The sequence below is a fragment of the Amycolatopsis sp. NPDC024027 genome, from assembly GCF_040638975.1.
In the GTDB taxonomy this organism is placed as follows: Bacteria; Actinomycetota; Actinomycetes; order Mycobacteriales; family Pseudonocardiaceae; genus Amycolatopsis.
This window is the reverse complement of sequence record NZ_JBEZYY010000010.1, coordinates 75,603-86,492: the sequence shown is the minus strand read 5'-3', so window position 1 is coordinate 86,492 and position 10,890 is coordinate 75,603. Positions and strand designations below refer to the sequence as shown.

Sequence of the window (10,890 nt, the reverse complement as noted above, 5' to 3'; positions counted from 1 at the left end):
ACGGCAAGGCCGCGGCCGAACAGGCCGCGGAGGACGCGAAGAAGAAGGCCGCGGATGCGCTGAAGGAGTTCGGCGGCCCGGGCATCGAGACGGATCCCGGTGGCAATCCCGACGGCAAGCCCGACGGCCTGCTCGGCGACGACGATCGGGATGTCCTCAAGGTCAAGCAGGGCGACAAGACCTTCGAGATGACCGAGCCGGACCACGACGGCAAGATGGACATCAAGGTCGGCGACGGTCCCGGCGAACCGAAGGACTTCAAGCTCGACTGGGCCGGCGACGGCAAGCCCACCGACGGTCCACAAGGGACGGACGCGGACACCTACCGCCCCGGCCCCGACGGCAAGATCCACATCAAGGACGGCGGCCTCGAGATCACCGCCGAGCGCCCCGACGGGCCGGACGGTCCGACGACGGTGACCGTCGACGACGGCAAGGGCACCCCGACGACGTACACGTTGGGCGAGGACGACAAGCCGGACCGGGCCCTCGGCCTCGGCCACACGCCCGAGAAGCAGCTCGACGACCTGCCCACCCACCGAGGCACCCTCGAGGACCTCGCGCCGAACGACACCGGCGCGCCCGGCGGCGACTCGCACCACGGCGGCTCGGACCACGGCGCCGGTGACGGTTCGCACGGCACCGGCGACAGTTCGCATGGCGGCGGGCATGGTTCGCCCGGTGCCACCGGCGACTCGCACCACGGCGCCGGCGACAGTTCGCCCGGCGGCGCGCACTCCGGCGGTGGCGGTGGCGGTGCACACCCCGGCCCCTCGGTGGCCGGGATCGGCGGAGGCGCGCACGCCGGCGTCTCGGGCGCAGGCTTCGACCCGGCCGCCGCCGGGCTCGGGGACACCCCCGTCTCCGGCGGTGCCCACACCGGCGCCGGCGCCGCCCAGCCGCAGCCCGCGGCCGCCTTCGCGGCGGCGTCCGGTGCGCCGGGCTCACCCGGGTCGGCCGGCTCGTCGATGTCCGGGATGCCCGGCATGGGGGCCATGGGCGGTGGCCAGGGCGGTGGCGGTGGCGACACCGAGCGCCGCGCGTCCGCGTACCGGATCGACGGCGCCGTCTTCGACAACCTCGGTGAGCCCGGGCGGCGGATCATCGGTTCCCTGGACGACGAAGAGCCGCGGACCAGGTAGGAGGACACATGACCGACATCGCCGGGATGCGGGCCGAGCTCGACGGCCTCGTCCGCGAACAGGCCGATCGCCGTGCCCTGCGCGAACAGCAGGGCGAGGAGATCAAGGCCCGGTCCCACGAGTACATGACCAAGCAGGTCCAGGCGGCGGAGCGGTACGTCCAGCACGTCCGCGAGATGGCCCAGCGCAAGACCAAGTCCGGCTGGAGCACCGACCGGTCGCACGCCGAACCGGCCTCCGCCTTCGACGCGGAGGCGTATCCGGGCCCCGGTGGGTTCGAACCGGCGCCGCGGCCCGTGCGGGACGAGCCGCGGGCCGCCCGGCGGCCCCGCACCGCCGTCGAAGAGGAAGAGGACTTCAACAACCCCTGGTGAACCACAGGTCGACGGCGACCTCGCGCAGCCGCACGGTGAACGTCTCCGCCGGGGCCAGCCGCCGCCGCAGGTCCGCCTCGAACCCGGCCCGCCGTTCGCCGAACAGGTGCGGTGCCGAACTGGACAGCGAGAACACCCCGGCGACGACCTCGTCGACCGTCCGGGTGACGACCCGTCCCGGCACCTCGAACCGCCGCGGGCCGTGGAACCCGGCCGCGCGGTAGACCGCCGCCTCGCCGCCGGGCGTGCCGTCCGGCAGCGATCCGCGTCCCGCACGCCGCACCGGGCCGAGGTACTCGCGCACCAGCTCCGCGATCGCGGGGTGCACGCTCTCGTGCGTCGACGCGTGCACGTGGGCGCAGACCCCGTCCGGCACGAGCATTCCGCGCACCGCGGCGGCGACGCGGGGCCGGTCGAACCAGTGGAACGACTGCGCGAAGGTGACCACCCGGAACGAGCCGAGCCCCGCGGGCAGTTCTTCCGCGCGCCGGTGCACCCACCGGCAGTTCCCGATCCCGGCGGCCGCCGCCAGCCGGGCCGCTTCGGCGAGCATGTCCCCGTCGGCGTCGAGCCCGACCGCTTCCTCGAACGCCCCGGCCAGCGGCAGCGTCAGCGACCCGGGTCCGCAGCCGACGTCGAGCAGCCGTCCCGATCCGTCCAGCCCGAGCTCGGTGGCGAAGGCCGTGGCGAGCTCCGCGGGATACGCCGCGCGGCCCCGCGCGTAGTACGGCGCGCTGCCCGAATAGAGGGACGGGTCCCATTCCCACGCGTCGGTCACGTCTTCAGCGTAGGTAGTCGGGGGCGTGGACGGCCGGTACCCCGGAGACCACGGGTGTGGCTCGCCGGGAGTTGAACCCGCTCCGCCTCACCCGGATCGGTGAAGGGGTGTGAAACCCGGTGTGGCGGGGTACCCGGTCGCATTCTTTCCGCCGCCGAATCAGCCGGAGGTCTTCGATGCCCGTGCGCACCGCCGCCCCGCCCGCCCGTGATGTCGTCGGCCTGGCGCTGGAAGTCCTTGCCGCGCAAGGACTCAGCCGTCCGGCCGCGCAGGCCGCCCTCGTTTCGATGGCCCAGGAAAGAGGCGTGACCGTGGCGCGGTGCGCCGCGCTCGTCGTGGCCGCGGTCGACGGGCAGGTGGGCTGATGGCCTTCACCGCCCGGGCCGGGAACCCGGACACCGCCTCCGTCGGCGGGAGCGTGCTGCTCGCCGTCGGGCTCGTCGTCGCCTTCTTCGGCTGGTGGTCCTGGTGGACCGTCGCCGGGCTCGTCGTGGCCGTCGCCGGCGCGCTGTGGCTCACAGTCGCCCCTGGCGACGAGTAACCCGTCCGGGACGGGGAACGCCGCTTCCGACCGAGCATCGAGCAAGGAGGAGGCCGTTCATGGCGGAACACGACGAGGACGTCATCGAGTTCCTGCAGCGCCAGCACCGGGAAATCCGCGAGCTGTTCGCCGCGCTGGAGACCGCGGAAGGCGACCGGCGACGGGACCTGTTCCACGACCTCGTGCGGCTGCTCGCCGTGCACGAGACCGCCGAGGAACTGGTCGTGCACCCCGAGATCCGCGACCTCGAGCCCGCGGCGAAACCCGTCGTCGAGGCGCGGCTGGGCGAGGAGCACCGGGCCAAGGAACTGCTGACCACCCTGCAGAAGATGGGCCCGGAAGCCGACGGCTTCGACACCCTGCTCGTCCAGCTGCGCGAGGACGTCCTCGCGCACGCCGAGCACGAAGAGCGCGACGAGTTCCCGCTGCTGCGGGCCCACCGCCCGCCCGAGCGGCTGCGGGCGATGGCCGCGACCGCCAGGGTGGCCGAAGCGGTCGGGCCGACCCGGCCGCACCCCGGCGTCGAAAGCGCGAAGGCGAACCTGCTGCTGGGCGCGCCCGCGGCGATCATGGACCGGGCGCGCGACCTCATCCGCGGCGCACTGGGAGGCTGACCATGACCGAGCCCGGCGACGACGTCACCGATCCGGAGGAATTCGCCGAGGAAGCCGGCACCGACCCGACCCCGCAGGAGGTCGCCGAATACGAGGAGCTGGCGAAGAAGAACCCGCCCTGGTCGTCGCCGGACTGAGTGGGTACTCCCCGGGCATGGCAGCAGACCCGGCCCGCAAACTGCGGCGCTACCAGGAGATGCGGGACTTCGACCGGACCGCGGAGCCGGCCGGCGGGGCCGCCGGTCCGGACGGCCACCGGTTCGTGGTGCAGCGGCATCGCGCTCGCCGGCTGCACTACGACTTCCGCCTGGAACTCGGCGGCGTGCTGGTCAGCTGGGCGGTGCCGAAGGGCCCGACGCTGGACCCGAAGGCCCGCCGGCTGGCCGTGCACGTCGAGGACCACCCGATCGAGTACGCCGGGTTCGAGGGCGTCATCCCGCGCGGCGAGTACGGCGGCGGGGACGTCATCGTCTGGGACCGCGGCGTCTGGCGGCCGGTCGAACCCGACGCGGCCCGCGCGATCGAGGCCGGGACGCTGCACTTCGACCTCGAGGGCGAGAAGCTGGCCGGGCGGTTCGTCCTCGTCCGCACCAGCCGCGGCGAGAAGGACCAGTGGTTCCTCCTCCACAAGCAGGACGAGCACGCGCAGGCCGGCTGGGACGCCGAAGACCACCCGCGCTCGGTGAAGAGCGGCCGCACCAACGACGAGGTCGCGGCCGCTCCCGACGCGCTGTGGCACGGCGACCGCCCGGCCACGGAGGCGGAGGAATCCGTCGGCGGCTGGCAGGCCCCCACCGAAGACGAACTGGCCGCCCTCGACGCCTTGGGCGTGAAGGGCCGGTGGTCGGTGGCGGGCCGCGAGCTGGCCCTGACCAACCTGGACAAGGTGCTCTTCCCCGCGGTCGGAGGCGGCGAGCCCGTCACCAAACGGGACCTCATCCGGTACTACGCCACCGTCGGCCCGGTCATGCTGCCGTACCTGGCCGGCCGCCCGCTCAACACCCACCGGTTCCCCCAAGGTGTCACCGAGGCGGGCTTCTGGCAGAAGGAGGTCCCGCGGCACGCGCCCGACTGGCTGACCACCTGGCGCAACGAGCGCGCCGAGCCGGGGGAGAGCCAGCGGTACGTCGTCGCCGACAGCGTCGCGACGCTGGCCTGGCTGGCGAACTACGGCGCGCTGGAGCTGCACGCCTGGACCTCCCGCGCCGCCGACGTCGACCACCCGACGTGGGTGCTGTTCGACATCGACCCGGGCCCGGAGACGACGTTCGAAGAGGTCCTGGAGCTGGCGCGGCTGCACCGCACCGCGCTCGAGCACCTGGGCCTCACCGGCCGGCCCAAGGTGACCGGGCAGCGCGGCGTCCAGGTGTGGGTGCCGATCGCCCCGCACTGCACGTTCGAGCAGACCCGCACCTGGGCGGAGACGGTGTCCCGGACGATCGGGCGCGTGCTGCCCGACCTGGTCAGCTGGGCCTGGACGAAGGACAAGCGCCGCGGCCGCGCCCGGCTCGACTACACGCAGAACGTGCTGAACAAGACGCTCGTCGCGCCCTACAGCGTCCGTCCGCGGCCCGGCGCGCCGGTTTCCGTGCCGCTGGAGTGGGACGAGCTGGACGACCCGCGGCTCGCACCGGATCGGTGGACGATCCGGGACGTCCCGGGCCGCCTGGCCGAGCACGGCGACCCGTTCTCGGTGCTGCTCGGCCTCGAACAGAAGCTGCCGGGCCTGTAGGCCTCAGGCCCGGACGGTTTCCAGCGCCCGCGGCTGCAGCCGGTCGAGTTCCGCGCGGGACAGGTGTGGCCGCCCACCCGCGTGCCCGGTCGTCGCCGCGGCGGCCGCGACGGCCAAGCTCGCCGCCGTCTCCAGCGGACGGCGGCGGGTCAGCGCCGCGGTCAGGGTGGCGACGAGCGCGTCACCGGCGCCGGTCGGATCGACGACCTCGGTCTCGACGTCCGGCACGAACCAGGTGCCCTCCGGCCCGGCGAACAGGTTGCCCTGGCCGGAGACTTCGAGCACCACCAGTGACGGCCCCCGCCGCCGGAGGTCGGCGGCGGCCCGCGCGGCCGCGGCGACGTCGGCCACCGGCTGCCCGGTGAGGAGCTCGGCTTCGTGACCGTCGGCGCGCACGACGTCGGCGAGGGCGAGCAGGTCGGCCGTCAGTGTGTCGGACTCCGGCGCCCCGTCGAGCACGACCCGGGTGCCCGCCGTGTGCGCCAGCCGGGCCGCCAGCAGGGCCACCGGTGCGGGCTGCTGCAGCTGCACGATGAGGGAGGCGGCGGCCGAGATGGGGGCGGACGCGGCGAAGACGTCGTTCTCGGTGAGCAGCGTCCCCTCCGGGATGTGCTCGAGGTAGCGGCGCCGGCCGTGGTCCTCGACGACGTCGACGAGCAGGGCCGTCTCGGTGCCCGCCCGGCGGATCACGTGCGAGGTGCCGATCCGGTCGGCCCGGGCCTGGGCGAGCAGCGCGTCCCCGGTGCGGTCGCGGCCGACGACGCCGACCAGCGACACCGACATCCCGAGCTGGCCCAGCGCCACGGCCTGGTTCGCGCCCTTCCCGCCGAGCAGCTCCTGCCGGTGCTTCACGGGCGCCGACGAGTCCGCATCGGGCGCGTCGGGGACTTCGATCACCAGGTCGCGGGCGATCTGCCCGGCGACGACGACTTCGCTGAACATCATCGGGACCACCGGTGGGTCATGGCGCCTCCTCGGATCACCGATCGGCTACCCCGGCCGCGCCGCCGGGTAAACCGCTCGTTCGGGTCGGTGGTTGGCGGGCGCCGTCCCGGGTAGCCCTGCCGCCATGAGCGACGGGAAGGTGGCCGAGCTGCGCCGGCTGGCCGCGGACCGCTTCGGCTGGGCCGAGCTGTCCGCCGAGCAGGCCGAGGCGATGAGCGCGGCGAGCGAGGGGCGGGACGTGCTGGTGGTGTTGCCCACCGGCGCGGGGAAATCGGCGATCTACCAGGTGCCGGCGCTGGTGCTGCCCGGGCCGGCGGTGATCGTCTCGCCGCTGCTGGCGCTGCAGCGGGACCAGATCGAGGGCCTTGACGCCGCGGCCGTGCCGGACGCCGTGGCCCTCGACTCGCGGCAGTCGGCGGCCGAGCGGGACCGCGTGTGGGACGCGATCCGGGGCGGCACGGCGGAGTACGTCTTCCTGTCGCCGGAACAGCTGGCGAAGGACGAGGTCGTGGCCGGGCTGGCCGCGGCGGCGGTGTCGCTGTTCGTCGTCGACGAGGCCCACTGCGTTTCGGCGTGGGGCCACGACTTCCGGCCCGACTACCTGCGCCTGGCCCCGGTGGTCGAGCGGCTCGGGCGGCCACCGGTCGTCGCCCTCACCGCCACCGCGGCCGCGCCGGTGCGGGACGACATCGTCGCGGCACTCGGCTTGCGGGAGCCGGTGCGGGTGATCGCGAGCTTCGACCGGCCGAACCTGCACCTGGCGGTCGCGCGGTTCACCGACGACGCCGCGAAGCGCGCGGCGGTGGTGGACCGGGTGGCGGCGATGCCCGGCAGCGGCCTGCTCTACACCGCGAGCCGCCGGGAGACCGAGGAGTACGCCGCGGCCCTGTCCGGCCGCGGCGTCCGTGCCTTCGCCTACCACGCCGGGATGAAGGCCGCCGACCGCGACGCGGTGCACGAGCGGTTCGCCGCGGGGGAGACCGACGTCGTGGTGGCGACCTCGGCGTTCGGCATGGGCATCGACAAACCCGACGTGCGGTTCGTCGTGCACGCGTCCGTCCCGGACTCGGTCGACACGTACTACCAGCAGATCGGCCGCGCCGGCCGGGACGGCGAACCGGCGGAGGTCCTGCTCTGCTACCGGCCGGAAGACCTGGCGCGGCAACGGTTCCTCACCCGGTCCGCGCCGCCGGAGGCCGAGCTGCGGGCGGTCGTCGAAGCGCTGCAACCGGGACCACTGGGCCGCCGGCAGCTCGCCGAGGCCGTCCCCGGCCCGGCCGCGCGGCGGACCCGCGCCCTCGGCCTGCTCGAACGCTGCGGCGACGTGGTCACCGGGCCGGACGGCCGGTGCACACTCACCGCCGGCCGGGCGGACACCGCTGCCGTCATCGGGCGGGCGCTCGAAGCGGCGGAGCGGGCGGCCGAGCTCGTCCGCTCGCGGGTGGAGATGATGCGCGCCTACGCGGAGACCACCGGCTGCCGCCGCCGGTACCTGCTCGGGTACTTCGGCGAGGAACTCGCGAAGCCGTGCGGTCACTGTGACACCTGTGAAGCGGGTGCCGCGGCCGAAGACCGCCCGCCCGCGGGGGAGTTCCGCGCGGAGAACGTCGTCCGGCACGCCGAGTGGGGCCGTGGCGTCGTGATGACCGTCGAGGACGACAAGCTCACCGTCCTCTTCGACGACGTCGGCTACCGGACACTCTCGCTGCCGGTGGTGCGGGAACAGGAACTCCTGGACCGCTGCTGAACGCAGCCGGGTGATCAGGTTCCCCCGGACGGCCCTGCTGGTTCGCCTTTCCGCGTGGCCGGTCCCACAAACTCCGGCCGCGTCGGAGGCGGACGGCCGCGCCGTGCGGTAAATCAAGGGAACCCAGACCGGAGGAGGTGCGGTGACCGAGACTCTCGTGAACGCGGCGGATCGCTGGAGACCCCTGGCCGAACTGCTGCAGGCGCTGCTCGAGCGCATCGCCGGGGAGCTGCCCGGCTGGCTCGGCGCGGGCTTGACCGTCAGCCGCGGCGAGCGGCCGCTGCGGGTGCTGGCCGCCGTGGGGGTCGGCGAGCAGGTGCTGCCCGCCCAGCTGGCGCACGGCGGCCCGGCCCCCGTCGCGCACGCCACCGGCGAGCCGGTCGTCACGGACCGCCTCTTCGGCGACGAGCGCTGGCCGGAGCTGACCCGCGAAACCGTTTTCGACGGCGGCTCGGCGGTCGCGGCCATCCGCGGCGCCGTCGCGCTGCCCGGGTACTGGGACGAAGACGGGGCCTTCGTGCTGTCGGTCACGCTCGACCGGCGACCGGGCGCGGAAACCCTGGACGTCCTGAGGCGCTACGCGAAACTCACCGAGATGACGCTGGTGGTCGCCGAGACCGCCACCGCGGGCGACCCCGACCAGATGCTGGACCTGCTGGCTTCCCGCGCCGCCATCGAGCAGGCGAAGGGCGCGATCATGGCCGTCCGGCGGTGCTCGCCGGAAGAGGCCTGGCAGACGCTGCGCCGCGCCAGCCAGGAGTTCAACGTCAAGGTCCGCGAGCTCGCCGTCGCTCTCGTCGAGCACCTCGGGGGCCGGCTGCCCGCTTCGCCCGACGGCCTCCGGGAGATCCGCCCCGGCGCCCCGTCCCGTGAGGCGGCGGAACGGCTCTGGTCGGCTTTCACGAGTGTCTCGCCGTGAAGGAGAGCGTTTCCCGAACGGGTGTTTGGGTATCAAGATCCCGTCCTTGATCACGTCACCGTCCTGATACGTCACTGCGTCGCCGGCCCCGGGCCGGCGCGGAAGGCCAACCGAACCCGTGTCCCCCACCTTTCCGGTCCCCACCCGGTCCGCGCCCCTCACCGCGCGCCGGACGGAGTACCGCCCCGGTTTCCTGGTGCTCACCCTCACCGGCGAAATCGACGCGCTGACCCTGCCGATCCTCGAGCGCGAGCTGGGATCGGCTCCACCGGGAACGACGGTGGTGGACCTCACGCAGGTGGCCTTCGTCGGCCTGGCCGGCGCGCGGGCCCTGGCCGCGGCAGCTGAACGGGCGGGTGCGGCGGGCCGGCGGTTCGGGGTGGTGGCGAACAGCCGGACGTTGGCGCGGCTGTTCCGGATCACCGGGCTGGCCGCGGTGGTGCCGATGTTCGCGTCGTTGTCGGACGCGCTGCGGGAGCTGCTGGCGGCCGAGGTGCACGAGCCCGCCTGCTGAGCGGCTGAGCGGACCGGTGCGGCGGGCCGGCGCTTCGGAGTGGTGGCGAACAGCCGGACGCCGGCGCGCCTGTTTCGGATCACCGGGCGGCCGGCGGGCGATCGGCTGAGCAGGCGCTGAGCGGCTCAGCGGGCGAGTGAGCCCGTGCCGCACCCGAGCTCGCCCACCGGCCACTGTCGGCGGGCTGTCCAGCGGGCGACCAGCACGCCCGCGTCCTGCCGGAACTCGCCGCCGCCGTGGGTGAGGACGGCCCGGGTGAGGCGGCGGGCGATCTCCGGGGGCAGTTCGGCGGCGTCCCGGCCGAGGTGCCCGGCGATCCGGGCCCGGCCGAACGGCTGCCCGGCACCATTCACGGTTTCGGCGACGCCGCGCGAGCACAGCGCCAGCAGGTCGCCCGGTTCGAGCCGGAGCTCCGTGACCGGGGGCGGTCCGCCGGCCGGGGAGAACCGCGGGGCGGCCGGCCCGGTGAGCGGGAGCGCCTCGCCGCGGCGGACGACCAGGGGGGCCTGCCCGGCTCCGAGCACACGCAGGACGCCGGTGGCCAGGTCCAGCTCGGCGAGCACGCCGTGCACGGCCGGCGCGTCCTGAATGCTTTCCAGCTCGGCGGCGACCGCGGCGAACTGCTCGCCGAGGGAGGCGCCGCCGTGGCGGGCGGCGCGGTGGGCGGCGAGGGCGGACACGACGGCGGTGTTCGCGCTGGCGGTGCGCGCGCCGGCGTCGAACATCGCCAGCTGCGCGCGCTCCTCCGAAAGTGCGTAGTCGAACACGGTGCCGCACAGGTCGTACGCCGGCTGGACGCTCACGCCCACGACGACGCTTTCGGTGGCGCCGGTGAGCGGCGGCAGGCTCTGCCACAGCAGCTCGGCGGGGGAGCCGCGGCGACGGTGGCGGCGACGGCGGTCCAGCCCGTCGCCGTACTGGGTCGTGATGGTGACGAGGTGCCCGAGCAGCGCGGACAGCCACCGGCACTGCTCCCGCAGCGCCGGGTCGTCCGGGTCGGCGTCGCCGGACGGGACGATTTCGAGCACCCCGAGCCGTTCGACGCCGTCGAGCAGCACTGTCCACAAGGTACCGTCGCGGGTCAGGGTCGCGGCCCGGCGGTAGACGTCCCCGGCGACGGTGGTGTCGATGTCGAGTTCCGCGGCGCCGGGCCGCAGCGGCACGAGCGTGCGCTGGTCGTAGTCGGCCAGGTAGACGCCGATCGTCAGGTCGAGCGCGCGGCCCGCCTCGGCGACCACCGCCGGGAGCCGCTCGGGCGGTGCGCGGTGCGCGCCGTCGAGCAGGTCGACGAGTGCCTTCAGGGGGCCGTGCAACGGCTTCGCGTCCTGGAGCGAGTGGCTGTAGGGCGCGCGGGCCGGCCCGGTCACTTCGTCCAGCCGTTCGTTGACGGCGTGGGCGACCATGTCGCGGTCGACGCGGGGGAGCGTGACCAGCGCGTTGAGGTAGGCGTCCAGTTCCAGCAGGCTCAGGCTGCCGCCGAGCGCGAAGTACCGCATCCACAGCTGTTCGAGCGTCAGGTCGCTCCGGGCGAAGCACGCGGCGATCAGCCGCCGCTGTTCCTCCTCGGGCAGGAAACGCATGCGC

Annotated in this window: 12 protein-coding genes and 1 pseudogene; 10 read left to right on the top strand and 3 right to left on the bottom strand. The window is 74.4% G+C overall.

The window, feature by feature from the left end; translation table 11 throughout:
- Positions 1-1,142 (top strand): annotated as a pseudogene (locus tag AB0F52_RS24625) (hypothetical protein); the annotation flags it as partial.
- 8 nt (positions 1,143-1,150) lie between these two features.
- Positions 1,151-1,516 (top strand): hypothetical protein, encoded by a 366-nt coding sequence (locus AB0F52_RS24620; RefSeq protein ID WP_360175331.1) that lies wholly within the window; start codon positions 1,151-1,153, stop codon positions 1,514-1,516.
- Here AB0F52_RS24620 and AB0F52_RS24615 read toward each other — a convergent pair.
- On the bottom strand, positions 1,500-2,294 hold the full coding sequence (locus AB0F52_RS24615; RefSeq protein ID WP_360175328.1) for a class I SAM-dependent methyltransferase: 795 nt from the start codon (positions 2,292-2,294) through the stop codon (positions 1,500-1,502). The two genes, AB0F52_RS24620 and AB0F52_RS24615, sit on opposite strands and share 17 nt — an antisense overlap.
- 176 nt (positions 2,295-2,470) lie before the next feature.
- Here AB0F52_RS24615 and AB0F52_RS24610 point away from each other — a divergent pair, with 176 nt between their 5' ends.
- The 5 genes from AB0F52_RS24610 to ligD are packed head-to-tail and all read left to right on the top strand — an operon-like array spanning position 2,471 to position 5,181.
- The gene (locus tag AB0F52_RS24610) at positions 2,471-2,659 is read left to right on the top strand and encodes a hypothetical protein (protein ID WP_360175325.1); all 189 of its coding nucleotides are present in this window, start codon (positions 2,471-2,473) and stop codon (positions 2,657-2,659) included.
- Positions 2,659-2,835 carry a hypothetical protein gene (locus AB0F52_RS24605; protein ID WP_360175322.1) on the top strand — a complete coding sequence of 59 codons (177 nt, stop codon included), beginning with the start codon at positions 2,659-2,661 and terminating at the stop codon, positions 2,833-2,835. Before AB0F52_RS24610 ends, AB0F52_RS24605 begins: the two co-directional genes overlap by 1 nt.
- Positions 2,836-2,894: 59 nt before the next feature.
- Entirely contained in the window at positions 2,895-3,449 is a 555-nt protein-coding gene (locus AB0F52_RS24600; protein ID WP_360175319.1) for a hemerythrin domain-containing protein, read from the top strand.
- Positions 3,450-3,451: 2 nt separating this feature from the next.
- Positions 3,452-3,586 carry a hypothetical protein gene (locus tag AB0F52_RS24595; RefSeq protein ID WP_255410548.1) on the top strand — a complete coding sequence of 45 codons (135 nt, stop codon included), beginning with the start codon at positions 3,452-3,454 and terminating at the stop codon, positions 3,584-3,586.
- A 17-nt stretch (positions 3,587-3,603) separates the two neighbouring features.
- Entirely contained in the window at positions 3,604-5,181 is a 1,578-nt protein-coding gene (ligD, locus tag AB0F52_RS24590) for a non-homologous end-joining DNA ligase (protein ID WP_360175315.1), read from the top strand.
- A 3-nt stretch (positions 5,182-5,184) separates the two neighbouring features.
- Here ligD and AB0F52_RS24585 read toward each other — a convergent pair whose 3' ends face one another.
- Complete coding sequence (locus AB0F52_RS24585) at positions 5,185-6,126, bottom strand: PfkB family carbohydrate kinase (RefSeq protein WP_360175312.1); 942 nt, start codon at positions 6,124-6,126, stop codon at positions 5,185-5,187.
- Positions 6,127-6,250: 124 nt separating this feature from the next.
- On the opposite strand from AB0F52_RS24585, the gene AB0F52_RS24580 reads away from it, so the two are divergent.
- The 3 genes from AB0F52_RS24580 to AB0F52_RS24570 all read left to right on the top strand — a co-directional run bounded on the left by AB0F52_RS24580 (position 6,251) and on the right by AB0F52_RS24570 (position 9,306).
- The gene (locus AB0F52_RS24580; protein ID WP_360175309.1) at positions 6,251-7,873 is read left to right on the top strand and encodes a RecQ family ATP-dependent DNA helicase; all 1,623 of its coding nucleotides are present in this window, start codon (positions 6,251-6,253) and stop codon (positions 7,871-7,873) included.
- Between the two features lie 142 nt (positions 7,874-8,015).
- Positions 8,016-8,792, top strand: a complete 777-nt coding sequence (locus tag AB0F52_RS24575; protein ID WP_360175306.1) for an ANTAR domain-containing protein — start codon at positions 8,016-8,018, stop codon at positions 8,790-8,792.
- A gap of 118 nt (positions 8,793-8,910) precedes the next feature.
- Positions 8,911-9,306, top strand: coding sequence for an STAS domain-containing protein (locus tag AB0F52_RS24570; RefSeq protein WP_103338892.1), 396 nt, complete (start codon positions 8,911-8,913; stop codon positions 9,304-9,306).
- Positions 9,307-9,431: 125 nt separating this feature from the next.
- Here the strand turns inward: AB0F52_RS24570 and AB0F52_RS24565 are convergent, their stop codons facing one another.
- Entirely contained in the window at positions 9,432-10,886 is a 1,455-nt protein-coding gene (locus tag AB0F52_RS24565) for a PP2C family protein-serine/threonine phosphatase (protein ID WP_360175303.1), read from the bottom strand.
- Positions 10,887-10,890 lie beyond the last annotated feature (4 nt).